The sequence below is a fragment of the Leifsonia sp. Root1293 genome (assembly GCF_001425325.1).
GTDB lineage: Bacteria > Actinomycetota > Actinomycetes > Actinomycetales > Microbacteriaceae > Orlajensenia.
Map to the genome: position 1 here is coordinate 2,091,046 of NZ_LMEH01000001.1, position 25,511 is coordinate 2,116,556.

Below are 25,511 nucleotides of genomic sequence, written 5' to 3' on the forward strand. Positions count from 1 at the left end.
GATCGGTCCATTCAGCCCGCCAGGGCGGGCAAGGAGGAGGAAACATGTCTGATGCAGCCACGGTCGACGCCGCACCGCTGATGGCGGAGGTGATCCAGCGGCTCGAGGATCTCGTGCGCATCCCGTCCGTCGCATTCCCCGGTTTCGACCCCGACCCCGTGCACCGCATGGGTGAGGCCGTCGTCGAGTTGCTCACGTCTGCTGGCGCCGATGACGCCAGATTGCTCCCGGTTCCGGATGGCTACCCATGCGTCTACGCGAGCATCCCCGGCCCGGAGGGATCGCCGACAGTGCTCCTGTACGCGCACTACGACGTGCAACCGGCCCCGAAGAGTCAGGGGTGGTCCAGTGAACCCTTCGAGCCGATGACCAAGGACGACGGCCGCATCTACGGCCGCGGTGCCGCCGACGACAAGTCGGGACTCGTCATCCACTGGGCGACCCTCAAGCTGCTGGCCTCCTCCTGGCCCTGCACGATCAAGGTCCTCGTCGAAGGGGAGGAGGAGACGATCTCCCACCTCGAGGGATTCGTCGAAGCCAACCCCGACCTGTTCGAGGCCGACGCCTACGTGATCGCCGATATCGGCCCGCAGCGCGTGGGCAGGCCAGGGCTGACGACTGCGCTCCGCGGCGACGTCGCGTGCACAGTGACCGTGCGGACATTGGCCAATCCCGTGCATTCCGGCATGTTCGGCGGCGCGGCCCCCGACGCGATGACAGCGATGATCCGCATCCTCGACACCCTTCACGATGAGCGCGGCGACACCGTCATCCCGGGTGTGGCGAGCGGAGCGTGGAGCGGAGCCGATATGGACGAGGACGTCTACCGTGACGGGTCCTCGATCCTGCCGGGCGTCGAGTTCCTCGGCACAGGGTCGTTGTCTGACCGGATCTGGATGAAGCCGTCCGTGACAGTGCTCGGCATGGACCTCCCGAACACCGCCGAGGCGTCGAATGTGCTGCTGCCCGAGGTGACGGCGAAGCTCTCCATGCGGGTCATTCCGGGGTCGGATGCCGACGCTCAACTCGAGTCACTGATGACCCATCTGCGTACGCAGCGGCCGTGGAACTGCGAGGTCGTCGTGGAGCGGGTGAAGGTGGGCAACCCGTTCGAGGTCGATGAGTCCCACGCGGCGATCGTCGCCGCGAAGGAGGCTCTGACGACGGCATACGACGCTCCGGTCGAATCGATCGGCAGTGGCGCATCCATCCCCCTGGTGGCCTCGCTCAAGAAGGTCGCTCCCGACGCCGCAATCGTGCTGTGGGGAGTGGAGGACACCGAGAAGTCGCGCATCCACGCGTCGGACGAGTCCGTCGACCCGGCCGAGATCGAGCGCATGATCGTCGCCCAGACTCTGTTCATCCGCGAGTTCGCCGCATCGACCACCCGATCCGTATGAGCAGCGCTGTGGACTCGCCGACCGGTGAGTTCCAGCCACATACCCGCCGGCGGAGGGTCTGCAGGCAGGCAAATAGAAGGAGAGAGTGCGATGGCCGAGACAACGAGAAGCGGTTGGACGGGGTGGGTCGGATTCGCGGCCATCATCCTCATCCTGAGCGGAGTGTTCAGCCTGATCCAGGGATTCGTCGCCCTGATCGGATCGAATTACTACTACGCCGTGGAGAACGGCACCCTGTTCCTGTTCGACCTCACCGGCTGGGGGTGGTGGAACCTCATCATCGGCGCGGTGCTGGTCCTCGTCGGGCTCGCGCTGTTCACCGGCGCCACCTGGGCTCGAGTCGTCGCGATCATCGCCGCCTCCCTCAGCGCCATCGGCCAGATGCTGCTGATTCCTGCCCAACCGTGGTGGGCGGTGATCGTCATCGCGATCGACGTTCTCATCATCTACGCGGTCAGCGCCCACGGACGGGAGATCGCCGACTGACCGTCGCCTCCGGGAGTGCCTGTCACTCCCGGAGGCAGCGGATCGCCATTCGCACCTGGAGGTATGAGATGTCGCAGGAATCCGGAGCAGCCCTCAGCGTCTTCTCGCTCGACTCTGCTGCGCTCAGCAGGACCGCCGTGAACTCGATCCGAGCAGCGCTGGGGATCGGCGGAGCAGTCGCACTCATCGTCGGCCTGCTGATCACGTTCCAGCCGGAGGCAGCGGCCACGACGATCGCCGTCCTGCTGGGTGTCTACTTCGTCATCGCCGGAGTGGTCTACGTGGTGGTCGGGATCACGGCGCGGGGTCTGAGCGGTGCGGCGAGGGCTCTGGACGCATGTCTCGGTGTGCTGTTCCTGGTCGGAGCCGGGCTCGCCTTCGCCAACCTCTCGGGAACCGTGGCCTTCCTCGCCGGCTTCCTCGGCATCGTGATCGGCGTCTTGTGGATCGTCGAGGGCATAGCGACCCTGGTGCAGCTGAGCGATGCTCCATCGAAGGGCTGGGCGGTCGTGATCGCCATAGTGAGCATCCTCGCCGGCATCGCACTGCTCTTCGCACCGGTGTGGGGCGCCCGGTTGTTGTTCCTCGTGACCGGCGTTGCCCTGATCGTGCTCGGGATCATGCAGATCGTGCGCGCATTCACCTTCGGCCGTAGAGGCTCCGGTCAAACGGGAGTAGAGGCCTAGTCCGCCGGCATGGCGGTCACGACGACGTTGTCGAGGTACACCCGTCGTTCGTAGTCGAACTCACCGCCGCACGTGACGACCACCAATCGGGGTGGCCCGTTCCTGTCGAAGACGGACGGCCAGTCGACCTCCGGCTTGCGGACCATCCCCTCGGTCTGCACGATGTAGCGCATGGTCGATCCGTCGTCGACGGTGACGAAGATCTCGGTGCCGGCCGTGGCCTCGGGCAATCGGGAGAGCGGGCCGATGTCGTAGTCGAGGGCGTCGACGTGGGCAGCGATCACTGTCGCACCTTCGGTGTGCCCAGGCCACGATCCGAACCGGTACCAGGCGGCATCTGCGGGATCGGGCGGTAGAGCCATCGCGCCGGTATCCGCCGTTCCCACGGGTTGGACCCCCATGTCGACCCCGATGGCCGGAATCTGGATCCGCACCGGAACCGCAGCCACCGGGTACTGCTGGTCCAGGTCGGCACTGGTGACGGGCACGGCCACGGATGTCGTCGGCGTCGGCGTGGGCGTGGGCGATGCCGTCGCCGTCGCGGCCGACGGAACCGCCGCCGATGGCGAAGACGGACTACCGCATCCGGTCAGGGCGGCCGCGCAGAGGAGCGCCGCGACGAGAGAGGTTCGTCTCGTCGCGACGCTCCTGACGTTGTCCGTCAGCTCCTCGCCTTTGCGCGAGTCACTGCGGCGGTGACGACGGCAGCGGCCAGCAGAACCAGTGCGGACGCGCCCAGCCACAGTCCCGTCGGATCGAACGGCTGGTTGGTGGCGACCAGACCCGCCGAGCCGGCAGGGATTCCCTCAGGGTTCGAGTGCAGGTCGCCGATGGTCTGCACGGCGAGATCCAGGTTGTCGTCGTCGAGGCTTCCCCACGCGTAGACGATGGTGTTGACGCCCTCGGCCACGTTCACGTCGGCCGGACCGATCAACGGCTCGGTCGTCCCGGCTGCGGCGACGGATGCGGAGATCACGCCGGCGGGAAGGGTCAGAACCTCCTCGTTCGGGTTCGTGAGCCCTGAGATGGCCGGAGTTCCACCCGCCAGGACGTCCACGGCAGGAGCCGCAGCCACGTGGCGGACGGTCAGGCGTCCCTCGCCTGCCGAGAGAGTCGACACGTCGTTGGTGAATAGTGTCGCGGTCGGCGTACCGTCCTCCCCGAGATGGGCCACGGCCGTGTAGTTGGAATTCGACTCGAGCGTGAGGTCGATCGGCCCGATCACGGGGTCGGATGCGTCAGCGGCGTCCGAGGCGGTGATGGCGACAGAGTAGGTTCCCGCAGCGAGCGGAAGCGGACCGCCCAACGACCCCGGGGTGAAGTCGTCGAGCGTCAGTGCGCCGTTGACGTAGACGTCGACGGTGACGTCGGGAACGCCGTGCAGGACGGATAGCTGAGCGTCGCCGTCGGCGGCTTGTGCGGGGGCGGCGACTCCCAGAAGAGCAAGAGCGCCGGCGGCGATGCCGGCGGTGATGATCGTTGTGCGCATTGTTACCTCCATCTAGGGCCCGAAGGCGGAGAAGTGCTGTCACTCGGTACTTCCGCCGGAACGGGACATCCGGATGCACTTGCGGGGTAATCCGCACCTCAACCTTGACTTGAGCCGGACGACCTATCCGAGCCGTGAGTGGGTCAGATCCGACTTGAAGAGACTTTCGTCGATCCGCCACATCTCGATGTCAGGATCCCAGGTGAATGCTCCGTCGCGGGCGGATTCGATCCATCTCGCGACGGGGGTACAGAGAGAGGTCGCGCGGTTCCATCCCTCGGTGCCCGGGTAGTCGAAATCGGGTGTGGTGCGCCGGACCCGAGGAGGGACGTCCGGCGCGCCGGTGCAGTCCACCGCAACCGACATGCCCTCATTCTCCAGCCGCAGCCATCCTTCGCCTGCACCCCAAGCCACGAAGGAGTAGTCCATCTCATCTTCGTATGCGTGCTCGAGAAGAACTCGAGCCTCGTCGTAGCGGTCCAGCGATTCAGCCAGCGAAGCCAACACCATTGGAGGGAAGTCGCCGAGGGGGCGCGTGGCGCCCCTCTGGATCCCGTCGTGCCACTCGAACCAGACCAGGATCTCCTCGACCGGCTTCAGGCCTCGCTGCGCGAGAGCGAGTTGAGTGATCTCTCTCGGCACCCCCGGCCGCATTCCGGTGTTCTCGGGTCCTCCCAGCTCGTGGAGAAGGCTCTCGTACTCGACGAGGAGTGATTTCAAGCGCTCACCCGAGGAACCCTCGAGCATCGGGCCGTGATCGGTCTGCGTGTAGCGAAACATGGGCCAATCCGTTGCCGATACCGCAGTGATGGGGAAAGCAAAGGCCCCTTCTCCTCCGGGGTTCGGGGAGTCGGGGCCTTACGCATGGCGGTACCGGTGGGATTTGAACCCACGGTGGACTTTCACCCACACAACTTTTCGAGAGTTGCACCTTCGGCCGCTCGGACACGGTACCGAGAAGGAGTTTAGTTGAGCGGGGGCTTCTGCGCGAATCGAGTCACGTGGTCAGCGGCATCCGTTCGCCAGAAGCCTGATCAGCACCGCACAGGGTGGCGTAGCCTTCGCACATGACCGCCTCTCCCCTCCTCCGCCTCGGCGTTATGGCAACCTCGCGCAAGCTCCATGAGAATCGGCTTCCGCTGCACCCATCGCACCTGGAACGCATCGACGACGACCTGCGGGCGAACATGATGCTCGAGACCGGCTACGGCGAGCGCTTCGGAATTCCGGATGCGGGCCTCGCTCCCTTCGTCGGAGCGATCGCCTCCCGCGAGGAGATCATCGAGGCTGCCGACGTGATCGTGCTCCCCAAGCCGGTGGCGTCGGACCTCGCCGAGCTGCGCGACGGGCAGACCCTGTGGGGCTGGCCGCACTGCGTGCAGGATCGCGAGATGACGCAGTTCGCCATCGACAAGGGCCTCACCCTCATCGCGTGGGAGGCGATGAACCACTGGACGAGCGACGGCGGCTTCGGCCTGCACGTATTCCACAAGAACAACGAGCTGGCCGGATACTGCTCCGTTCTGCATGCCTTGCAGCTGTGCGGATCGACGGGAGACTACGGGCGCCGCCTCAGCGCCGTGGTGATCGGCTTCGGCGCCACGGCGCGTGGAGCCGTCACCGTGCTGAACGCCCACGGCATCCACGATGTGCGGGTGCTCACCAACCGCGACACGGCTGCCGTCGGTTCGCCCATACCCTCTGTCGACATCATCCAGTTCGAGCACGACCCCGACTCGCCGTTCCAGAGCACTGTGAACACCGAGGACGGCCCCGTGGCACTCGCCCCGTTCCTCGCTGCCCACGACATCGTCGTGAACTGCACGCTGCAGGACCCGAACGCGCCCCTCACCTACCTGCGTGAGGAGGACCTCGACGAGTTCCGGCCCGGCAGCCTCATCGTCGACGTCTCGATCGATGCCGGCATGGGCTTCAGCTGGGCGCGGCCGACGACCTTCGACGACCCGATGTTCACGGTCGGCGAATCGACGAACTACTACGCCGTCGACCACAGCCCGTCGTTCCTGTGGAACTCAGCGACGTGGGAGATCAGCGAGGCGCTGATGCCGTTCCTCCGCACGGTCATGGAGGGTCCGGACTCGTGGGCGTCATCCGACACGATCCGCCGAGCGATCGAGATCGAGGCCGGACGCGTGCGCAACGACGCCATCCTCGAGTTCCAGGGGCGCTCGAGCGAATACCCCTACCTCCCGGCTGGCTGACGACCGGCGCTCGCGGGCGGCCAGCGACTCCGTCCCATCCTTCGGTGCCGGATGCCGCTCCCCCACACGCCGCTTCGTCCACGGATGCAGTTGTGCAGCGGAGCGGCATCCGGCAGTGTCGTCGGGCCCGATTAGGCTCGCCGCATGGCCCGATCCACCAACGCGTACCGCTGCGTCGAATGCGGATGGACGACGGCGAAATGGGCCGGCCGCTGCGGCGAGTGCCAGCAGTGGGGAACCGTGACGGATGCCGCTGAACAGGCTGGCGGCAACGCCCGCGCTGTCAAGCCCGTCGCCGTCTCTGCAGGCCGCGCGGCCCGTCCGATCACGGAGTTCACCGCCGAGATGGAGATCACCCGGTGGCCGAGCGGCATCGGCGAGTTCGACAGGGTTCTCGGCGGCGGCGTCGTCCCCGGAGCGGCCATCCTGCTGAGCGGGGAGCCCGGTGTCGGCAAGTCCACGTTGCTGCTCGAGGTCGCCGCACGCGCTGCAGCCACGGGAAAGCGGGTGCTCTACGTGAGCGCCGAGGAGTCGGTGAGCCAGGTGAGGCTGCGCGCGGCCCGCACGGGCGCGCTCGTTCCGAACCTCTACCTCGCGTCGGAGACCGATCTCGGCACCATCCTCGGTCAGGTGGATGCCGTCGAGCCGCAGCTTCTCATCGTCGACTCCGTGCAGACGGTGTCGAGTTCACTGTCCGATGGCCTCGCCGGCCAGCCCGGACAGGTGCGCGAGGTCGCGGCAGCACTCGTGCGACTGGCCAAGGAGCGCGAGCTGCCGATCCTCCTGGTGGGGCACGTCACGAAAGACGGCTCGATCGCCGGCCCCCGCCTGCTCGAGCACCTCGTCGACGTGGTCTGCCACTTCGAGGGCGACCGCCAGACCGCCCTGCGATTCGTGCGAGCCCTCAAGAACCGCTTCGGCCCCACCGACGAAGTCGGCTGCTTCGAGATGACCGGAGACGGCATCGCCGAGGTGCCCGACCCGAGCGGTCTGTTCCTCAGCCGCGGCTCGACGAATGTCAGCGGAACCTGCGTCACCGTCGCCCTCGAAGGGCGACGGGCGCTGCCCGTCGAGGTGCAGGCACTGGTCGTCAAGGCGACAGGCCCGCAGCCGCGGCGCGTGATGAACGGCGTCGATCCCTCGCGGGTGGCCATGATCCTCGCCGTGCTCGAACGCCGAGCAGGCCTCAAGGGTGTCGGCGAGCACGACGTGTACATCTCCACGGTCGGAGGGGTGCGGCTCACCGAGCCGGGCGCCGACCTGGCCATCGCCGTGGCCATAGCCTCGGCGCTCAGCGAGCGCCCCGTGCCCCACGAGCTCACGGCGTTCGGCGAGATCAGCCTGGCGGGCGAGGTGCGCCCGGTCTCCGCGGCCGCGCAGCGGGCATCCGAGGCACGCCGCCTCGGGTTCACCCATGTGCTCGACGCCGAGGTGGGCAGTGTGCACGCAGCCCTCGACAGGCTGCGGCTGGCCGGACCATCGGCATCCGATGCCTCAGACGCACGTGCCGCGGAGCGTCGAGCCGCCCAGCGCGACGAGTGGGAGCGCGAGTTCAGCGGGTCGTTCTAGGACGTTCAGGCCTCGACGTCGAGAGCGCGCAGGATCTCAGCCGGGGTGGCCTGCATCGGATGCGGTCCGGCGATGTCGAAGAACACAGTGGTGATCAGCTCGGCGTTGGCGCCCAGGAATGCGCGGAGCCAGACCGGAGACTGCAGACCGACGGCGGGCGGCAGGTTCGCCGGCTTGTTCGCCGCGTCGCTGAACAGCAGCAGGGCGACCTCCCCCGTCTCGGGCGATCGATAGGTCCAGACCTCGCCGCCGTCGAGAGGATTGTCGCGCGGGCCCGGCTTCAGCAGCGGCACCACGGTGTTTCCATTGCGCAATGCCAGCGCGACAGCCGCCATGTCCTGGTGCTCCAGAGCCTCGGCGAGGGCCTGGGAGCGGAAGGCGGGAGCACCGGCAGCACCGGCTTTCGCGGACTTCTTGGGCTTCTTCGGAGACGCTGATGGCATGCCTCAAGGGTAGTAGCAGCCGCGCGCGCCGCCCTAGTCGAGCAGGAACTGCGTGGGCTCGCTGGTCACGTTGCCGAGGGTCACCGTCAGCTTGTAGGAGGCGCCACCCGCTGGCACGACCTCGCGGTCACCGTCGCAACTGTCGGCCGACGACCGAGTGCGATCCCAGGTCAGCGGCGCCGCCGACCCGATGGGTACGTTCGGCTTCAGCGTGACCTCCGCGTCGACGGCATCCTTCTGGCAGTCGGTCGACAGCCAGTAGACCTCGTCGCCGCTGGTGATCGTGAACACCTGCTGCGAACTGCCGGCGTTCACGACGCAGGGCTTCGATCCGGTGTTGGTGAGGCTGAGTGTGAGCTGCGGCTTCTGGTCGGCCGCGTAGGCCTCGAGGTCCGTCACGGCCTTCACCACGAGGTCATCGTCCTTGCACGCGACGCCCTTCGCATCGACAGCATCCGTCGGGATGGCCGTGGCATCGGCGGCTGGCTTCTCGGAACTGGTCGAGACGGCCTGTGGAGCCTTCTGATCGTTGGGCTGGCCCGAGCTGGATCCGGGGCGAACCACGATGAGGATGATGGCGACGATCACGGCGATCAGGCCGAGACCGACTACGAGACGCCGGCGCCAGTACACCTTGCTCGACTGGGGGCCGACTGGATGCTTGAGCGTCGACATACCGACAGGGTAGGCACCCGCGCCCCGACCGGGGGTGAGGCGCTGCGGCGAGCCGCCACCCTCTCAGGAACACGCCGGCGCAGCATCCGCTCAGATCGACGGAGGGCGCTCACCCGGGCACGCCACGACCTCAGCGCAGCTGCTTGAGCATGCGCGTGTTGCCCAGGGTGTTCGGCTTCACACGGGCGAGGTCGAGGAACTCGGCGACGCCGTCGTCGCGGGAACGCACCAGCTCGGCGTAGACGGCCGGGTCGACGGTCTCGGTGCCCATGTCCTCGAAGCCGTGCCGCTCGAAGAACGGCACCTCGAAGGTCAGGCAGAACAGCCTGGAGAGGCCGAGCTCCCGCGCGTCGTCCTCGAGAACGTCGAGCAGGGCGTGCCCGACGCCGCGACGGAGCCACTCGGGGGCGGCGGCCAGGGTGCGCACCTCTCCGAGGTCCTCCCACATGACATGGAGTGCACCGCAGCCGACGACCTCGCCATCCGCGGATTCGGCGATGCGGAACTCCTGCACGGACTCGTACAGGACGACGCGTTCCTTGCCCAACAGGATGCCGCTCTGCACGAGGGGCTCCACGAGCCTGGCGATGTGGGGGATGTCGCTCGTGCGGGCACGGCGCACGGAGAAGTCGGTCACGACCCCAGCCTAACGAGGCCGCCGTGCAGCATTAACGAGAGGAGGGGCCGGGCGACCCGAACGCCCGACCCCTCGCTGATGATGCTCTCAGTCCGCGGTGATGGCGAGGTCGGGGGTGACCCCACCCGTGCCCACGGATGCACCGGCGTTGATGCCCACACCGGCGGGCACCTCGCGACGCGTGGTGGTGAACACGAACTCGCCGGCGATGAAGTCGACGTGCACGTGGTCGCCCGAGCCGAGCTCGCCGTGCAGGATCTTCTCCGACAGGCGGTCCTCGACCTCGTGCTGCACGGCGCGACGCAGCGGGCGGGCACCGAGAGCGGGGTCGAAGCCGACCTCGATGAGGCGCTCCTTGGCCGGAACCGTGAGCTCGACGGTCATGTCGCGGTCCAGCATCCGCTCGCTCAGACGCTTCACGAACAGGTCGACGATCTGCAGGAGCTCGGCCTTGTTCAGCTGCGGGAAGACGATGATCTCGTCGACACGGTTGAGGAACTCGGGCTTGAAGTGCTTCTTGAGCTCGTCGTTGACCTTGCCGCGCATGCGGTCGTAGTCCGTGGCGCTGTCGCCCTCGAGAAGGAAGCCGACGGGTCCGCCGGAGATGTCCTTCGTGCCGAGGTTGGTGGTCATGATGATCACGGTGTTCTTGAAGTCGACGACACGACCCTGGCCATCCGTCAGGCGTCCCTCCTCCAGGATCTGGAGCAGCGAGTTGAAGATGTCGGGGTGCGCCTTCTCGATCTCATCGAAGAGCACGACGCTGAACGGCTTGCGGCGCACCTTCTCGGTGAGCTGGCCGCCCTCCTCGAATCCGACGAACCCGGGAGGAGCACCGAACAGACGCGAGACGGTGTGCTTCTCGCCGTACTCGCTCATGTCGAGCGAGATCATGGCTGCCTCGTCGTCGAACAGGAACTCGGCGAGGGCCTTGGCGAGCTCGGTCTTTCCGACACCGGTCGGGCCGGCGAAGATGAACGAGCCGGAGGGGCGCTTCGGGTCCTTGAGGCCAGCGCGGGTGCGTCGGATGGTCTTGGCGAGTGCCGAGATGGCCTCCTCCTGACCGATGACGCGCTGGTGCAGGGCCTTCTCCATGAAGACGAGTCGGCTCGACTCCTCCTCGGTGAGCTTGAAGACGGGGATGCCGGTGGCCTGCGCGAGCACCTCGGCGATCAGGCCCTCGTCGACGACCGCTGTGGTCTTGACGTCGCCCGACTTCCACTGCTTCTCGAGGCGCAGACGCTCGCCGAGAAGGTTCTTCTCCTCGTCACGCAGCGACGCGGCCTTCTCGAAGTCCTGGTCCTCGATCGCGGTCTCCTTGGCGGCGCGAACCACGGCGATCTTCTCGTCGAACTCGCGCAGCTCGGGCGGGCTCGACAGGATCGAGAGGCGCAGGCGAGCGCCGGCCTCGTCGATCAGGTCGATGGCCTTGTCGGGCAGGAAGCGGTCGCTCACGTAGCGGTCGGCGAGGTTCGCAGCCGACACGATCGCACCGTCGGTGATGGACACCTTGTGGAACGCCTCGTACTTGTCGCGGAGTCCCTTGAGGATGTTGATCGTGTGGGGCAGAGACGGCTCGGCCACCTGGATGGGCTGGAAGCGACGCTCGAGAGCGGCATCCTTCTCGAAGTGCTTGCGGTACTCGTCGAGCGTGGTGGCGCCGATGGTCTGCAGCTCGCCGCGTGCGAGGAGCGGCTTCAGGATGCTGGCGGCATCGATCGCGCCCTCGGCTGCACCTGCTCCGACGAGCGTGTGGATCTCGTCGATGAAGACGATGATGTCGCCACGGGTGCGGATCTCCTTGGTGACCTTCTTCAGGCGCTCCTCGAAGTCACCGCGGTAGCGGCTGCCGGCGATGAGCGACCCGAGGTCGAGCGAGTAGAGCTGCTTGTCCTTGAGGGTCTCGGGAACATCGCCCTTGACGATGGCCTGCGCGAGGCCCTCGACGACGGCGGTTTTTCCGACACCGGGCTCACCGATGAGCACGGGGTTGTTCTTGGAGCGGCGCGACAGGATCTGCATCACGCGCTCGATCTCCTTCTCGCGCCCGATCACCGGGTCGAGCTTGCCGTCACGGGCGGCCTGCGTGAGGTTGCGACCGAACTGGTCGAGGATCTGCGAGCCACCCTGCGCCTGCTGCTGTTCGTTGGCACCCACCTGCACCTGCTCCTTCCCCTGGTATCCGGAGAGCAGCTGGATGACCTGCTGGCGCACGCGGTTGAGGTCGGCGCCGAGCTTCACGAGGACCTGGGCTGCGACGCCCTCGCCCTCGCGGATGAGGCCGAGCAGGATGTGCTCGGTCCCGATGTAGTTGTGGCCGAGCTGGAGGGCCTCGCGGAGGCTGAGCTCCAGCACCTTCTTGGCACGCGGCGTGAACGGGATGTGACCGGTGGGCTGCTGCTGGCCCTGACCGATGATGTCCTGCACCTGCTCGCGCACGGCGTCGAGCGAGATGCCGAGCGACTCGAGCGCCTTCGCGGCGACGCCCTCACCCTCGTGGATCAGGCCGAGCAGGATGTGCTCGGTCCCGATGTAGTTGTGGTTGAGCATCTTGGCCTCTTCCTGGGCCAAAACGACGACACGACGAGCTCGGTCGGTGAATCTCTCGAACATCTCTACTCCTCTCGGCGCCACGCGCGGATGCGGTGCCGATAGAAAGAGAGTAGCCAGCGATCCGAAGCGAAATGGCGGTGTTCGCCCTCGGCGCACGGACCCTGACGACTGGCTGAGTGCTCGCCCGTTGACATCCGCGATCCAGCCGCCTAACGTATCGATTATCGTTGTTATCGATAATCGTTAGGAGTGCATCGTGACCATCACCGAGACGCACAGGCCGAGCCGGGGCGACAGGATCGGCCTCTGGACCTTCGCCGTGGCCGGAGTGGCGATCGCCGGTTGGGCGGTGTGGACAGCGATCGCTCGGATCATCGAGGTGCTGCCCAACAAGGACGTCGCAGTGCTCGCGGCCTTCTCCGGAACCCAGGCCATGGCCCCCATCGGACCCGACGGCGCCGAGGTGGCCGTCGAGCTCGACCAGGCCATCGTCACGGCGCCGTCCCTTCCTGACGCATCGCTTGCGGCGATCGTCATCCAGCAACTGGTGCTCGCGGCGTCCGTCGTCGGAGTCGTCGTCTGCCTGATCTGGCTCATCCGCAACATGGCCGTCGGCACCGTCTTCAGCCGCACGAACTCCGTGCTCGTCACCTCCGCCGGTTTCCTCGGCATCGCCGGGTACTTCCTGGTCCCGTTCTTCGGCAACATGGCGGCCAACGGCGCCTTCGCTCGAATCAGCGACCGCACCTTCGACAACGTCGTCATCTCGGTGGCGCCGTTCGATCTCGTGATCATCGCGTTCGTGGTCGCGCTCGTTGCGACGGTGTTCGGGGTCGGCGAGCGCCTCCAACGCGACACCGACGGCCTCGTCTGATGGCCCCGGCCGGAACCCCGGACTCCGGGGCGGTGCATTGCCGGCTCGACGAACTGCTCGCCGCCCGCGGCATGACCCTCACCCGGCTGAGCGAGCTCGTGGGCGTGAGCGTCGTCAACCTCAGCGTGATGAAGAACGATCGGGCCCGCGCCATCAGGTTCTCCACCCTCGAGGCCGTCTGCCGGGCTCTCGACTGCGAGATCGGCGAGTTGTTCGTGCTGCGACGGTGACGGATGCCACCGCCCGGCGGATCACAGCTCGCTCCCGGTTCGGGCTCAGCGCATCGCCTTGAGCGTGATGCTCTGGTCGTCGACCCGGATGCTCACGTCGGAGTCGGTCGTGACGTCTTCAGGGGTCGCGAAGACGGTGGTGTGGGGCGCGTAGTCGGCGGTGCAGGCCTTGTCCGGTGGGATGGGGACGACGGACACCACCAGCGAGTTCGACGACGCGACCCGCATCCTCTCGCCGATCGGCGGGCATCCGGAGCTGCCGTAGAGGGTCAATGCGATCTGTTCGCCGCTGTCGAGCCACGACGCGTAGGGCGCCAGCGCGCTCTCCCCACGGTCGACGACGCCCTTCGGGCCGCCCGCGAAGTTCTCGACGGCAGCGCTGCCCCGAGCCCCGCTGCTGCCGCTGCCGCCGCCGGATCCGGCACCGCTGCAGCCCGCGAGCGCCAGCCCCGTCGTGATGACGGCGACGGATGCGGCGAGCCGTGCGAGGCTCCGGGCGCTGAACATGCGGCCAGCCTACGCTCGGGTGCTGATGCTCGGGAAGGCGAGCGCAATAGGCTCTCCCCATGAGCAATCTGGAGAAGCACCCGGCCGAGCTCATCCTCGACGAGCCGGCCGTCGCAGCCCTCGACACTGCCGCCCACGACGTGCAGATTCTGGAGGCGCGGGAGGTGCCGCTCGGCGGGCCTCGGGCGATGAAGGTGCACCGCACTCTGCCGCAGCGCGGCCGCCCCACCATCGGCGCGTGGTGTTTCGCCGACCACTACGGGCCGGGCGACTCCGACAGCATGGTCGTGCCGCCGCATCCGCACACCGGACTCCAGACGGCCAGCTGGTTGTTCGGCGGCGAGATCGAACATCGCGACAGTGTCGGAACCCTGGGACGCATCCATCCAGGACAGCTCAACCTCATGACGGCCGGCCGCGGCATCTCGCACTCGGAGGTGTCGCTCGGCGACGCCACGAAACTGCACGGGGTGCAGCTGTGGATCGTGCTTCCCGACGACGCCCGCCACGGAGAGCCGTTCTTCGAGAGGCACACGGCTGTGGCGGTCTCGGTGGCGGATGCCGACCTGCAGGTGTTCGTCGGCGACATCGCCGGAGTGACGACCGACGCCTCGGTCTTCACTCCCCTGCTCGGCGCCCAGCTCGATCTTCCGCTGTTCGGACGCGCCGAGCTGCCGCTCGACCCCGACTTCGAGCACGGCCTGCTCGTCGACGTCGGGCCTCTCACGGTCGACGGCGTCGAGGTCGCACGCACCGAGCTCGCCTACCTGTCTCCCGGACGCACTACCGTGACGGTGACGGCGGGCGAGGCCGGCGCCCGGGCGCTGCTCCTCGGCGGAGAGCCGTTCGCAGAGCGCTTCATCATGTGGTGGAACTTCATCGGCCGAACGCACGACGAGATCCAGCAGTTCCGGAGCGACTGGCAGACGGATGCGATCACCCACGGCGATCCCGGGGGCCGCTTCGGCATCGTCGACTACGACGGCCGCGCTCTTCCGGCGCCCGAGATGCCGACGGTGCGCCTCAAGCCGCGGTCGTAGCGACCGGATCGCCCATGGCCCGCTCGCAGAGGGCCGAGCGAAGCGACCGCCCGACGCGCAGCCCTGGAGCGCTTCGGCCGCAGACTTCCGTCCCGGTCTCTTCGGGCTACATCACTGCAGAGCGCTCGTCAGACGCGCGAGGTTGTCGAGCACGGTAGAGCGCAGGGGCTGCGCCATCCAGTCCTCGAGGGTGAGCTCCTTGCTGGCGGCACGGTAGTCGTCCTCGACGGCACGCATCTCCTGAACGAAGCTCTTGCCTCGCACCATCAGGGAGACCTCCATGTTGAGGCCGAAGGAACGCATGTCCATGTTGCTCGAGCCGATGACCGCCACGTCCTCGTCGATCGTGAAGTGCTTCGCGTGGAGGATGTACGGCGCCTTGTACATGTAGATGCGCACGCCACTGCGCAGCAGCGCCTCGTAGTAGGAGCGCTGCGCGTGCCAGACCAGCGCCTGGTCGCCGATCTCCGAGACGAACAGGTCGACGGCCACACCCCGTTGCACAGCCGTCGTGATCGCGTAGAGCATCGCCTCGTCCGGCACGAAGTACGGGCTGGTGATGACGATGCGCTCCTGCGCGTTGTAGAGCAGCGCCAGGAAGAGCCGGAGATTGTTCTCGCCGGCGAATCCGGGACCGCTCGGCACCACCTGGCACTCGAGCAGGCGCGGGTCGTCGATCGACTCGAGCACCTCCGCCTCCTTCTCCAGGAGCACGTCGGACTCGATGAACCAGTCGGTGATGAAGATGAGGTTGAGCGCGTCGACGACGGGTCCGTCGACGCGGGCCACGAGCTCCTGCCACTTGAGGCCGCGCTTGATGTTCGACTTCTTGTTGTAGGTGCGATCGATGAGGTTCTGCGACCCCACGAAGGCCGTGCGTCCGTCGACCACCAGGATCTTGCGGTGGTTGCGCAGGTCGAGCCGCTGGTTGTTGCCCTTGAGCGGCTGCACGGGCAGCATCAGGTACCACTCGGCACCCATGTCGGTGAGGCGTCTCAGGGTGGCCTTGTAGTCGCGGGTGTGCGACGAGGCCCAGTGATCGAGCAGCACGCGCACCTTAACGCCCCGCTGCACGGCCGCTTCGAGCGCATCGAAGAAGGCGGCGGTCGTCTGGTCGCACGAGAGGATGTAGAACTCGACGTGCACGTACTTGCGTGCCGTCGCGACCTCGGCCGTCATGGCGTCGATCGATCCCTGGTAGCTCGCGATGAGATGAGCGGAGTTGCCGTCGACCATGGGCATCGCACTCAGGTTGGAGTTCAGTTCGACGATGGCGCCGAACCACGCCGGCCACTGCTCATTCGCCTGCCGCCCCTCAGGGACGTCGGTGTTCGCGCGGATGAAGGCGTCCATCTCCTTCTGCTTCGCGCGCCTCTTGCGCGGAAGCTTCGGATTGCCGATCAGCAGGAAGAGCAGGACGCCGATGTAGGGGATGAAGAAGACGGCCAGCAGCCACGCCGTGGCAGCCGTCGGTCGACGATTGCGCGGAATGATGATGATCGCCGCGATACGGATGGACCAGTCGATGATGAGCAGAAGCGCGACGACAAGCAGCGACAGGTCCGTCGACGACATCTGCGCTCAGACCGCGGGCTTGTCGCGGTGAGGCGCATCGAGGCCGAGCTTGGCGCGCTCTTCTGCCTCGATCTCGCTGTAGACCTTGCGCTCGGTGCGGTCGGCACGGAGCAGGGCACGCATGATGAACCAGAAGATGCCGCCGACGAGTACCGTCGGCGTGAGCGACCAGAGCGCGTTGACCCAGAAGTTGTCCATAGCCCTGCCATTCTACGGCCCCGGATGCCGCTCCCCCACCGGCCGCTCGACCGGCGCCCCGACGGGTACCCGAATGCAGGCCGGATCGCGTCATTCCGCCGAGGACAGGCCAGCCTGGCCTGTTGCCGCGCATCCGGCCTGTCTTCGCAACGCGTCACCCGCGGCTCGGGCGTCCGCATCTCAGCAGCTCGCGGAGCACGCCGATGCATCCGTCGATGTCCGTCATCACCTGGTCGTAACCGAAGCGGTGATAGCGCATACCCCGACGGATGCTCTCCGCGTCACGGCGGTGGTCGACCGCCACCTGCTGAGCCGAGGAGTGCCATCTGTATCCGTCGACCTCGACGATCAGCCAGCCGTCGATGAGCAGGTCGACCCGGCCGACGGATGAGACCTGCACCTGCACCTCCACCCGCCAGCCCTGGGCGAGGGCTGCGAGCCGAAGCAGAGTCTCCACCCCCGAATCCGCGAGCCCGTTCACATCGCGACGCAAACGCCGGAGCCGGCGCGGAAGGCGATCGAACAGCTCGTCGACCCTGTGGGCCGGCAGCAACCCCAGTCGTACAGCGCTGTCGACGGACGCGATCCCGTGGGCGGCCTCCGGTTCGCGGCGAAGCAGATGCTCGAGGGCGTCGATCGCCGACGCCCTCCACGGCCGAGCGTCGTCGACCTGCGGCGGCCGCCTGGCCTGCACGCGGTACTCCCCCTCGCCGACCGGCGACAGCCTGCTGGCCGAGTGCGGCGTCGCCACGCACAGACCGGTGTCGTGGGAGACCCAGACGCCCATGCTGCGCAAGGCGCTCTCCCCACCGAGAAACCCTCGGAGCTCGATCGCCCGCACCGCAGCGGGCTCGACGCCCGGAGCGGCAAGCCAGGACCGTCCGACCGAGCGCAGGATTCCTCGATCTACAGCGGCCCGCATCGCTGCGTCGGTGTGGCCCAGCCGGCGTAGCCGCGAGCGCGGAGCGAGCTGGCCGAGCCCGGCCATATCGGCCGCGAGGGCAGACTCGCGCGCTGCGGCGCGGATCGAGGAGGCTGAGACAGGGCGGGCGCTGAGGGTCTGCATCCGCCCATGCTGCTCTCGATGACGGAGACTGGAGCCGTCGGCGACGCTCAGCGAGCGATGCCGCGGGCGCGCGCGGGTTGGGGAGGATGCTCGAGAACAGGCCGAAGCGCCGAGAATAGGCCAGCCTGGCCTGTTGCCGCGCTGAACGCGCGATCCGGCCTGTTCTCCGACGACGGGGGGGGGTGGGACGCGGCTAGTTCGAGACGATGCCGATGATGCCCGTCACGATCATGTAGACGGCAACGCCTCCGACGGCGAGCCAGATGCCAAGGCGTGTGTTGGAGACGGGCTTCTTCCCGCCGTTGTCGGGTTCGAGCTCGCTCTTCGGGAGATAGTCGTTCATCACTTCACCAGGGGGAACAGGATCGTCTCGCGGATGCCGAGGCCGGACAGTGCCATGAGCAGACGATCGATGCCCATGCCCATGCCGCCGGTCGGAGGCATGCCGAATTCGAGGGCGCGGAGGAACTCCTCGTCGAGGCGCATGGCCTCGGGATCGCCGCCAGCAGCGAGCTTCGCCTGCTCGATGAAACGCTCGCGCTGCACGACGGGGTCGACGAGCTCCGAGTAGCCTGTCGCCAGTTCGAACCCGCGGATGTAGAGGTCCCACTTCTCGACCACGCCCGTGCGCGACCGGTGCGCGCGAACGAGCGGAGAGGTGTCGACGGGGAAGTTCATCACGAAGGTCGGCCGCACGAGGTCGCCCTTGACGAAGTGCTCCCACAGCTCCTCGACATACTTGCCGTGCAGCGGATGCTCCACCTCGACTCCCTCCGAGGCAGCGATCGCGCGCAGCTCATCGATGGGCGTCTCCGGCGTGATCTCCCGGCCGACCGCCTCGGACAGGCTGCCGTACATGGAGATGCGGTCCCACTCGCCGCCGAGGTCGTACTCTGTGCCGTCGGCCCAGGTCACCACGTGCGATCCCGACACGGCCACGGCGGCGTCCTGGATCAGTTTCTGCGTGAGATCGGCGATCGAGTTGTAGTCGCCGTAGGCCTGGTAGGCCTCGAGCATGGCGAACTCGGGCGAGTGCGTGGAGTCGGCACCCTCGTTGCGGAAGTTGCGGTTGATCTCGAACACCCGGTCGATGCCGCCCACGACGGCGCGCTTCAGGTAGAGCTCCGGAGCGATGCGCAAGTACAGCTCGGTGTCGAACGCGTTCGAGTGGGTGACGAAGGGGCGAGCGGATGCTCCCCCGTGCATGACCTGCAGCATCGGCGTCTCGACCTCGATGAAGTCGAGGTCGTCGAACGTTCGGCGCAGGCTCGCGACGGTCTTGGCGCGGTTGACCACATTGGCGCGGGCCTGGTCGCGGGAGATGAGATCGAGGTATCGGCTGCGCACCCGGTTCTCCTCGGAGAGCTCGCTGTGCAGGTTCGGCAGGGGCAGGATCGCCTTGGCCGCGATGGTCCAGTCGCGCACCATGATCGACAGCTCGCCGCGACGACTGGTGATGACCTCGCCCGAGACGAAGAGGTGGTCGCCGAGGTCGACGAGTTCCTTCCACGCCACCAGGCTCTCCTCGCCCACCTCGGCGAGCGAGACCATGGCCTGGATGCGCGATCCGTCGCCGGACTGCAGCGCGGCGAAGCAGAGCTTGCCGGTGTTGCGGAGGTGGACGACACGACCGGCGATCCCCACGATGTCGCCCGTGGCGACGTCGGCCTCGAGGCCCTCGTGACGGGCGCGCACCGCGGGGATGGTGTCGGTGACGGGGACGCTCACCGGGTAGGCGCCGCCTGCTGCATCCGTCGCCTCGGCGATGAGTCGCTCGCGCTTGGCCAGGCGCACGGCCTTCTGCTCCGAGATCTCCTCGGCCGTCGGCTCGTCGGTGGTCGTCTGGTCGTCGGCCATGAATGTCTCCGTGGGTGCGGGCCCCGTGGCCCGCGTCAGTTCAGGGTGATGGTGGTGTTGTCGATGAGCCGGGTCCCCCCGACGAGTGCGGCCACGAGAACTGTCGCCGTTCCGCGGAAATCGTCGTCAACCGGAAGGAAGGTCGCCGGATCGACGACGACGAGATAGTCCAGTTTAACGGCGTCGTGGTCGCCGAACGCCCCAGCCGCCTCGGCGAGCACCTCGGCGACGCCCTCGAAGGCCGTGTTCTCCGCGGTGCGCAGCGCTTCGGAGAGCGTGATGGCCGCGAGTCGCTCCTCATCGGAGAGGAAGCGATTGCGGCTCGACAACGCCAGGCCGTCGTGTTCGCGCACGGTGTCGACGACCTCGATGCTCGATGCCAGATTGAGGTCGGCGACCATCTGCCGCACCAGGAACGCCTGCTGGGCGTCCTTCCGGCCGAAGACGGCGACGTCGGGCTGGGTGATGCCGAGCAGCTTGGCGACGACAGTGAGCATTCCGTCGAAATGGCCGGGCCTGGCTGCACCCTCGTAGAGAGTTCCGACATGACCGGCCGTGACGCGGGTCTCGACAGCACCGGTCGGATACATCTCGTCGACGGACGGGGCGAACACGAAGGCCGCGCCGTGCGCATCGAGCGCTTCGAGGTCGGCTTCAAGGGTGCGCGGATACCGATCGAGATCCTCACCGACGCCGAACTGGAGCGGGTTCACGAAGATCGACACGATCACCGTCTGGCCCAGCTCCCGCGCGCGGTCGACGAGAGCCAGGTGCCCGGCGTGCAGGGCACCCATCGTCGGCACGAGCACGATCCTGTCACCGGATGCCCGTGCCGAGCGGACGCTCTCGCGCACGGAGGCGATCGTCGTCAGAACCGTGACGGTGTGGCCGGCGGTGGTCGTGTGGGTCATCTCACTCCTCGGATGCGGGAGGGTTGTCGAACCCGTATCCGGTGTCGGCCAGCAGATCGGCCACATCGATGGTACTCGCGCCGCTGCGGGCGAGAGCCGCCTCGACCGAGGAGCGCACGAGCGGCGCGATGAACGTTCCGGCGTTCTCGATGCCGATGCCGCGCAACAGCCCGGCGGCCTGGTCGACGATGGCGCTCGAGAACGACACGGCCGTCTCCACAGCCTCGGCGTAGGCGGGACGGTCCGCTTCGGCGACGATGTGCGGCTCGCCGCCCATCTCCACCACGAGTGCCTGTCCGATCGGCAGGACCGGAGCCGGGGCCGTTACGGCGAACCAGGCCTCGGCGAGCCGGGAGATGTCGAGGCTGGTGCCCGTGAACGTCATCGCGGGATGCACGGCGAGCGGGATGGCCCCGCGCTGCAGCGCCGGGGCGAGCACGTCGGTTCCGTACTCGGCCGCGGTGTGCAGCACCAGTTGTCCCGGCTGCCATGCACCGGTCGCGGCGAGTCCGGCGACGAGGGCCGGGAGCTCGGCCGCCGGCACAGCGAGGATGACGAGTTCGCTGCGCTCGACGACCTCGGGAACGGTCAGGACGGGCACTCCCGGAAGCATCGCATCCGCTCGCTCGAGGCTCGATTCGGACACCGCCGAGATGCCGACGAGGGCGTGGCCGGCTCCGGCGAGCGCGGCTCCGAGAACGGGCCCGACCCTGCCTGCGCCCACGATGCCGATGCCCAGCCGCCCTGCGCGGCTCGATGGCGTCGTCGGGCTCATGATGTGCTCCAGTGGTGGCTCGTGTCCGAGGCCGCGTAGGCGACAGCGTCTGCCTCGGCCTCGGCGAACAGGCTCACGGCGGTGGCGGCGTCGGCGACATCGAGTGACGCGACGACCGGACCGGCGACGGTCTGCAGCTGCACCGCCGCCAGCCGCAGCGAACGCTGGAGCGGACCCTGCGTGAGCGAGACGCTCTGCACCCTCGCGTACGGCACGATCGCGAGATGTCGCGACACGATCCCGTGGCGCAGCAGCAGCACTCCGGATGCCGCCCGGAAGCCGGTGCGTCGCCACGAGAACGGACGAAGCCAGGCGGCTCGGCGCGGAACGCCCGTGTAGTCGTCGCCGCCCCGGGAGACGAGCCCGGCGCGGATCACGAGGTCGGCGTCATCGCCGACGAAGGCGGGCAGCATGAGGCCGAGCACGCGCGACACGTCGTCGGCGGTTCCGACGGGCATGACGGTCGTGTGATCACGGTTCTGGCTGTCGCTCCGGGCGCGGCTCGCCGTGTTGACCTGGATGCGCCACCAGCCGAAGGGACGCCAGAGCAGCGGCTGGCTCACGCCGATGGCGTGGATGCGGCCGGGCGGGAGCGTCTCGTTGTTCGTGGAGAGCAGGCCGTACCCGACGCGCACGCCGTCGGGCGTGCCCGCGATGCTGTAGCGGAGCATCCGCGTGACCCGGTTCCAGTAGTAGCTCACGCTTCCGATGAGGATGGGCAGCACGGCGAAGACGGGCCAGATGGCATCGTTGGCGAAGCCGACGATCAGCGCCACTCCCGCTGCCAGCACGAAGACCGTGTAGCCGCTGAGCAGCACGGACCCGATCAGCCGTACGACGGGGATGCGCACGACCGACTCCGGCGGTGCCAGGTCGGCGTCGAGTTCGGGGGCGAGGAACTCGGTGACCCGCTGGTTGATGACTCCGGGAACCGCGGATGCCGGTGCGCGTGGCGGCATGCCCGTGGAAGCGTCACCCTCGGGGGCGGCCAGGGCAGCGGCGGGGTCATCCCCATCGACTCGGGCGCCGGTGGGCGACTCGGCGGGCGACGGGACGTCGCGGCTCGCCCGCAGGCCGGACGCGAGCTGCAGGATCTCGCGGCGGAGCGCATCCGCCGCCGTCGATCCGAGGTAGGCGAGCTGCACGTTGCCGTCGTTGCCCGCGACGGCGACGTCGAGCTTCGCCGCGCCGAAGAGACGGGGCAGGAGGGACCGCGTGATGGTGACGCCCTGCACCCTGTCGAGGCGCGCACGCCGATGGGTGCGGAAGAGGATGCCGCTGCGCACCTCGACGAGATCGTCCGTCACCCGAAAACTGTGCATGCGCCACGAGAGGTAGAAGCCGGCGATGATCAGGATGAGCACCGCGAGCACGCCGAGGAGTGCCCAGCCCACGAGGCCCCGAGAGTAGATGTCGTCGAGGGGGTCGTCGCCGTAGCTCGGCACGTGGAAGAAGAACTCGACGAGCCGTTCCCGCAGGTTGGCGATCACGAAGCCGGCGATGGCGACGAAGGCGATGCCTCCCCGCAGCAAAGGCGATGCAGGATGCAGGCGATGCCACTCGCCGTCGGTCAGGTTCACAGTCCCGCCCGGCGGCTCTCGGCCAGAGTCACGAGCTGGTCGCGCAGCTCCTCGGCATCGGCTTCCGGCAGGCCGGGGATCGCGACGGCCGTCGATGCCGCAGCCGTCACGAAGCGCAGGTCGGCCAGACCCAGGGCACGCGATACCGGTCCCCGCGTGATGTCGACGAGCTGCATCCGCCCGTATGGGACGGCGACGAAGCGCTGGAACATGATGCCCCGGCGGAACACGAGGTCGTCCGCGCGCAGGGCGTAGCCGATGGAGCGCACCCGACGAGGCTCGACGATGATGCTGATGAGGAAGAACACGATCGCGACAGGCAGCGCCCATCCCGCCCACGTCCACTCCCACGCGAGCCAGGCGACGGCGATCAGGCCGCAGACGACGACGGCCGCGATGCCGAGCTGCACGAGCCCGGCGACCAGGTACTTGGGCGACACCCGCTTCCAGGCGATTCCGGGCAGGTCGATGCGCGATTCGGCCGCGGCACCGCTGTCGGCGCCGGCGCTCGCCATCGCGACGTCGTCGTCATGATCGGTCTCAGGCATGTGCTTCCACTTCATCGTCGGGCTCGTCACTGCTGGGCGGGATCGTGCAGAAGTACTCGGCGACGAGGCCTGCGGCGAGCAGGACTGCCGCGGCCACGACCGAGGCGACCGCCATCCAGATCGAGCCGAGGCCCGGGATGGCCGTGCGGGTGAGGAGGTAGACCAGAACGCCGAGGCTTCCTCCGAGGAGCAGGGCGCCGGAGAGGGACGACGCCTTCGCGAGGGCGGCGACGCGCATGGCACGGAACGGGTTGATGCGCTCCTTCGACTTACCGGTGACGGCACGGCGGATGGGCACGGCGAACGCGATCACGACGGCCGCGATGGCCAGGAGCGCCAGAGGCAGCGAGAGCGGCGGCACGAACACCGCTCTTCCCGTCGCGGCGGTCCCCAGCTCGAGGAGGTAGCCGACCACCAGCCCGACGAGGGCGAGGGCGGTGAGGGTCGTCGGATGCGTGCGGGTCATCGCGCCGTCCATCCGGCGTCGGCCGGCCACACCGCGACGGCGTCGGCCGGCGGCAGTGCTGCGAGCAGCGCGTCGATCCGTCCGTGGCCGGGCAGAACCGCATCCGGTTCGATCTCGAGCCAGGGGGCCAGCACGAAGGCGCGCTCCGCGGCCCGCGGATGCGGCAGCGTCAAGCGCTCGTCGTCTGAGCTGAGGTCCCCGAAGGTGATGATGTCGATGTCGAGGGTGCGGTCGCCCCAGCGTTCGTCGCGCGTGCGCCCGTGGTCGGCCTCGATGGAGTTGACTGCGTGCAGCAGGGCATCGGCGTCGAGCGTCGTCGCGATGGCGACCACGGCGTTCAGATATCGAGGGGCCTGATCGTCGGTTCCGGTGAGCTTGACGGCTGTCGACTCCACGAGCTTCGACGCCGCGGTGAGGCGGATGCCGTCGGTGTCGGCGATCTCGGCGATGGCTGTGGCGATCTGCTCGGAGCGGTCTCCGAGGTTGCTGCCGAGGGCGAGCACGGCGTGGCTCTCCACGGCTGCGGTGCGCGGCGCGGCGCTCACGCGCGACCCCGGGTGATGCTGACGGCCACGTCGTCGAATCGCTCGGGGATGGGGGCGTGCGGCTTGTGCACCGTGACCCGGACCTCCTGGGCGGCTGGATGCTCGAGCACGGTGGTCGCGATGCGTTCGGCCAGGGTCTCGATGAGATCGACGGGATCGCGGCGCACGGCCTCGGCGATCTCAACGGCGAGCTCCCCGTAGTGAATGGTCTGCGCCAGCTCGTCATCGGCCGCCGCTGACGAGAAGTCGAGCCACACCGTGGCGTCGATCACGAACTCCTGGCCGTCTCGGCGCTCGTGATCGAACACGCCGTGATGCGCGTCGACGCGCAGGCCGGTGATGGTGATGCTGTCGAGCGTCTTATCCACGCTCTCCACCTTGCCATGCGCGCACGACGTCGAGGGCGCGCCGCGTGCCGAGAACGTCGTGGACGCGCACGCCCCACACGCCCGCGCGAGCGCTCAGAGCGCTCACCACGGCCGTCGGCAGATCGCGATCCGCCACGGGTGCGTCGGCAGGGAGGAGATGCCCGAGGAACCGCTTGCGGGAGGCTCCGATGAGAAGCGGGAACCCGAGACCGGCGAGATCGCCCAGGTTGCCGAGCAGTTCCCAGTCGTGCTCCGCACGCTTGGCGAAGCCGAGTCCGGGATCGAGGATGATGCGGTCGGACCTGATGCCGGCGGCCAACAGGGCCTCGACACGGTCGGCGAGTTCGGTGCGCACGTCGGCCACGACATCGCCGTAGCGAGCGAGATCGTTCATGTGCTTCGAATGACCGCGCCAGTGCATGGCCACGTAGTGGACGTCGAGGTCGGCGACGGCGGCTGCCATGTCGGGGTCGGCGAGTCCGCCCGAGACGTCGTTCACGACCGCGGCTCCGGCTGCGACGGCCTCGATGGCCGTCGAGGCGTTCATCGTGTCGACGCTCACCGCGATTCCCGCGGCGCTGAGCGCTGCGATCACGGGGATTACGCGGTGCTGCTCTGCGACGGGGTCGACCCTCTCGGCCCCGGGGCGGGTCGACTCCCCGCCCACGTCGATCAGGTCGGCGCCCTCGGCGACCAGCATCTCTGCATGGGCGATGGCTGCGTCGGTGTCGACCCAGCGTCCGCCGTCACTGAACGAGTCCGGCGTGACGTTGAGCACGCCGAGGATGACGGTGTCGACGGATGCCGTCAT

At 68.0% G+C, this 25,511-nt stretch carries 30 protein-coding genes and 1 tRNA gene; 9 read left to right on the forward strand and 22 right to left on the reverse strand.

Going from position 1 to position 25,511, the window contains the following annotated elements; all coding sequences use genetic code 11:
• The first annotated feature begins 44 nt into the window (after nt 1–44).
• The 3 genes from ASC59_RS09940 (at nt 45) to ASC59_RS09950 (ending at nt 2,572) form a co-directional block, all read left to right on the forward strand.
• Entirely contained in the window at nt 45–1,400 is a 1,356-nt protein-coding gene (locus ASC59_RS09940) for a M20/M25/M40 family metallo-hydrolase (RefSeq protein WP_055821563.1), read from the forward strand.
• A gap of 90 nt (nt 1,401–1,490) precedes the next feature.
• A complete protein-coding gene (locus ASC59_RS09945; RefSeq protein ID WP_055821566.1) occupies nt 1,491–1,886 on the forward strand; it encodes a DUF7144 family membrane protein in 396 nt (131 codons plus the stop codon).
• 68 nt (nt 1,887–1,954) lie between these two features.
• Entirely contained in the window at nt 1,955–2,572 is a 618-nt protein-coding gene (locus tag ASC59_RS09950; RefSeq protein ID WP_055821569.1) for an HdeD family acid-resistance protein, read from the forward strand.
• On the opposite strand, the gene ASC59_RS17015 is transcribed toward ASC59_RS09950, so the two are convergent.
• On the reverse strand, nt 2,569–2,973 hold the full coding sequence (locus ASC59_RS17015) for a class F sortase (protein ID WP_235492650.1): 405 nt from the start codon (nt 2,971–2,973) through the stop codon (nt 2,569–2,571). The two genes, ASC59_RS09950 and ASC59_RS17015, sit on opposite strands and share 4 nt — an antisense overlap.
• Between ASC59_RS17015 and ASC59_RS17380 the strand changes: the two genes are divergently transcribed.
• Nucleotides 2,972–3,271 (forward strand): hypothetical protein, encoded by a 300-nt coding sequence (locus ASC59_RS17380; RefSeq protein ID WP_055821575.1) that lies wholly within the window; start codon nt 2,972–2,974, stop codon nt 3,269–3,271. The two genes, ASC59_RS17015 and ASC59_RS17380, sit on opposite strands and share 2 nt — an antisense overlap.
• On the opposite strand, the gene ASC59_RS09965 is transcribed toward ASC59_RS17380, so the two are convergent.
• The 3 genes from ASC59_RS09965 to ASC59_RS09975 all read right to left on the reverse strand — a co-directional run bounded on the left by ASC59_RS09965 (nt 3,234) and on the right by ASC59_RS09975 (nt 5,016).
• Nucleotides 3,234–4,061 (reverse strand): DUF4397 domain-containing protein, encoded by an 828-nt coding sequence (locus tag ASC59_RS09965; protein WP_055821578.1) that lies wholly within the window; start codon nt 4,059–4,061, stop codon nt 3,234–3,236. The genes ASC59_RS17380 and ASC59_RS09965 overlap by 38 nt on opposite strands.
• Before the next feature lie 123 nt (nt 4,062–4,184).
• Entirely contained in the window at nt 4,185–4,841 is a 657-nt protein-coding gene (locus ASC59_RS09970) for a hypothetical protein (RefSeq protein ID WP_055821583.1), read from the reverse strand.
• Nucleotides 4,842–4,926: 85 nt separating this feature from the next.
• Nucleotides 4,927–5,016: transfer RNA gene (locus tag ASC59_RS09975), tRNA-Ser, on the reverse strand.
• A gap of 112 nt (nt 5,017–5,128) precedes the next feature.
• On the opposite strand from ASC59_RS09975, the gene ASC59_RS09980 reads away from it, so the two are divergent.
• Nucleotides 5,129–6,283, forward strand: coding sequence for a N(5)-(carboxyethyl)ornithine synthase (locus ASC59_RS09980; protein ID WP_055821586.1), 1,155 nt, complete (start codon nt 5,129–5,131; stop codon nt 6,281–6,283).
• 144 nt (nt 6,284–6,427) lie between these two features.
• Entirely contained in the window at nt 6,428–7,852 is a 1,425-nt protein-coding gene (gene radA / locus ASC59_RS09985) for a DNA repair protein RadA (RefSeq protein ID WP_055821589.1), read from the forward strand.
• 5 nt (nt 7,853–7,857) lie between these two features.
• Here the strand turns inward: radA and ASC59_RS09990 are convergent, their stop codons facing one another.
• The 4 genes from ASC59_RS09990 to ASC59_RS10005 all read right to left on the reverse strand — a co-directional run bounded on the left by ASC59_RS09990 (nt 7,858) and on the right by ASC59_RS10005 (nt 12,220).
• Nucleotides 7,858–8,295, reverse strand: coding sequence for a hypothetical protein (locus ASC59_RS09990; protein WP_055821591.1), 438 nt, complete (start codon nt 8,293–8,295; stop codon nt 7,858–7,860).
• A 33-nt stretch (nt 8,296–8,328) separates the two neighbouring features.
• The gene (locus tag ASC59_RS09995) at nt 8,329–8,970 is read right to left on the reverse strand and encodes a hypothetical protein (RefSeq protein WP_055821593.1); all 642 of its coding nucleotides are present in this window, start codon (nt 8,968–8,970) and stop codon (nt 8,329–8,331) included.
• Nucleotides 8,971–9,100: 130 nt separating this feature from the next.
• Nucleotides 9,101–9,607: an amino-acid N-acetyltransferase gene (locus tag ASC59_RS10000; RefSeq protein WP_055821597.1), complete on the reverse strand. Its 507-nt coding sequence runs from the start codon at nt 9,605–9,607 to the stop codon at nt 9,101–9,103.
• A gap of 87 nt (nt 9,608–9,694) precedes the next feature.
• Nucleotides 9,695–12,220 (reverse strand): ATP-dependent Clp protease ATP-binding subunit, encoded by a 2,526-nt coding sequence (locus tag ASC59_RS10005; RefSeq protein WP_055821600.1) that lies wholly within the window; start codon nt 12,218–12,220, stop codon nt 9,695–9,697.
• A 196-nt stretch (nt 12,221–12,416) separates the two neighbouring features.
• Here ASC59_RS10005 and ASC59_RS10010 point away from each other — a divergent pair, with 196 nt between their 5' ends.
• Nucleotides 12,417–13,034, forward strand: a complete 618-nt coding sequence (locus ASC59_RS10010) for a DUF2975 domain-containing protein (RefSeq protein WP_055821603.1) — start codon at nt 12,417–12,419, stop codon at nt 13,032–13,034.
• The gene (locus ASC59_RS10015) at nt 13,034–13,264 is read left to right on the forward strand and encodes a helix-turn-helix domain-containing protein (RefSeq protein WP_055821606.1); all 231 of its coding nucleotides are present in this window, start codon (nt 13,034–13,036) and stop codon (nt 13,262–13,264) included. The genes ASC59_RS10010 and ASC59_RS10015 overlap by 1 nt, the downstream gene beginning before the upstream one ends.
• A gap of 45 nt (nt 13,265–13,309) precedes the next feature.
• Here the strand turns inward: ASC59_RS10015 and ASC59_RS10020 are convergent, their stop codons facing one another.
• Entirely contained in the window at nt 13,310–13,771 is a 462-nt protein-coding gene (locus ASC59_RS10020; RefSeq protein WP_055821609.1) for a hypothetical protein, read from the reverse strand.
• A gap of 59 nt (nt 13,772–13,830) precedes the next feature.
• Here ASC59_RS10020 and ASC59_RS10025 point away from each other — a divergent pair, with 59 nt between their 5' ends.
• A complete protein-coding gene (locus tag ASC59_RS10025) occupies nt 13,831–14,811 on the forward strand; it encodes a pirin family protein (protein ID WP_055821613.1) in 981 nt (326 codons plus the stop codon).
• Between the two features lie 111 nt (nt 14,812–14,922).
• Here ASC59_RS10025 and cls read toward each other — a convergent pair whose 3' ends face one another.
• The 13 genes from cls to folP all read right to left on the reverse strand — a co-directional run bounded on the left by cls (nt 14,923) and on the right by folP (nt 25,511).
• Nucleotides 14,923–16,386: a cardiolipin synthase gene (cls, locus tag ASC59_RS10030; RefSeq protein ID WP_055821616.1), complete on the reverse strand. Its 1,464-nt coding sequence runs from the start codon at nt 16,384–16,386 to the stop codon at nt 14,923–14,925.
• Nucleotides 16,387–16,392: 6 nt separating this feature from the next.
• A complete protein-coding gene (locus ASC59_RS10035; protein WP_055821619.1) occupies nt 16,393–16,584 on the reverse strand; it encodes a hypothetical protein in 192 nt (63 codons plus the stop codon).
• Nucleotides 16,585–16,738: 154 nt separating this feature from the next.
• Nucleotides 16,739–17,650, reverse strand: coding sequence for an endonuclease domain-containing protein (locus ASC59_RS10040; RefSeq protein WP_055821622.1), 912 nt, complete (start codon nt 17,648–17,650; stop codon nt 16,739–16,741).
• 193 nt (nt 17,651–17,843) lie between these two features.
• Nucleotides 17,844–17,993 (reverse strand): hypothetical protein, encoded by a 150-nt coding sequence (locus ASC59_RS17240; protein ID WP_157487979.1) that lies wholly within the window; start codon nt 17,991–17,993, stop codon nt 17,844–17,846.
• On the reverse strand, nt 17,993–19,507 hold the full coding sequence (gene lysS / locus ASC59_RS10045; RefSeq protein WP_055821625.1) for a lysine--tRNA ligase: 1,515 nt from the start codon (nt 19,505–19,507) through the stop codon (nt 17,993–17,995). Before lysS ends, ASC59_RS17240 begins: the two co-directional genes overlap by 1 nt.
• 35 nt (nt 19,508–19,542) lie before the next feature.
• Nucleotides 19,543–20,418 carry a pantoate--beta-alanine ligase gene (panC, locus tag ASC59_RS10050; RefSeq protein WP_055821627.1) on the reverse strand — a complete coding sequence of 292 codons (876 nt, stop codon included), beginning with the start codon at nt 20,416–20,418 and terminating at the stop codon, nt 19,543–19,545.
• Between the two features lies 1 nt (nt 20,419).
• Nucleotides 20,420–21,193, reverse strand: coding sequence for a Rossmann-like and DUF2520 domain-containing protein (locus ASC59_RS10055; protein WP_055821630.1), 774 nt, complete (start codon nt 21,191–21,193; stop codon nt 20,420–20,422).
• Complete coding sequence (locus ASC59_RS10060; protein ID WP_055821633.1) at nt 21,190–22,773, reverse strand: PH domain-containing protein; 1,584 nt, start codon at nt 22,771–22,773, stop codon at nt 21,190–21,192. Before ASC59_RS10060 ends, ASC59_RS10055 begins: the two co-directional genes overlap by 4 nt.
• Nucleotides 22,770–23,321 (reverse strand): PH domain-containing protein, encoded by a 552-nt coding sequence (locus tag ASC59_RS10065; protein WP_157487980.1) that lies wholly within the window; start codon nt 23,319–23,321, stop codon nt 22,770–22,772. The genes ASC59_RS10060 and ASC59_RS10065 overlap by 4 nt, the downstream gene beginning before the upstream one ends.
• The gene (locus ASC59_RS10070; RefSeq protein WP_055823158.1) at nt 23,314–23,787 is read right to left on the reverse strand and encodes a DUF3180 family protein; all 474 of its coding nucleotides are present in this window, start codon (nt 23,785–23,787) and stop codon (nt 23,314–23,316) included. Before ASC59_RS10070 ends, ASC59_RS10065 begins: the two co-directional genes overlap by 8 nt.
• Entirely contained in the window at nt 23,784–24,332 is a 549-nt protein-coding gene (gene folK, locus ASC59_RS10075; RefSeq protein ID WP_055821636.1) for a 2-amino-4-hydroxy-6-hydroxymethyldihydropteridine diphosphokinase, read from the reverse strand. The genes ASC59_RS10070 and folK overlap by 4 nt, the downstream gene beginning before the upstream one ends.
• Nucleotides 24,329–24,700 (reverse strand): dihydroneopterin aldolase, encoded by a 372-nt coding sequence (folB, locus tag ASC59_RS10080; protein WP_157487981.1) that lies wholly within the window; start codon nt 24,698–24,700, stop codon nt 24,329–24,331. Before folB ends, folK begins: the two co-directional genes overlap by 4 nt.
• Entirely contained in the window at nt 24,693–25,511 is an 819-nt protein-coding gene (gene folP / locus ASC59_RS10085; RefSeq protein WP_055821641.1) for a dihydropteroate synthase, read from the reverse strand. Before folP ends, folB begins: the two co-directional genes overlap by 8 nt.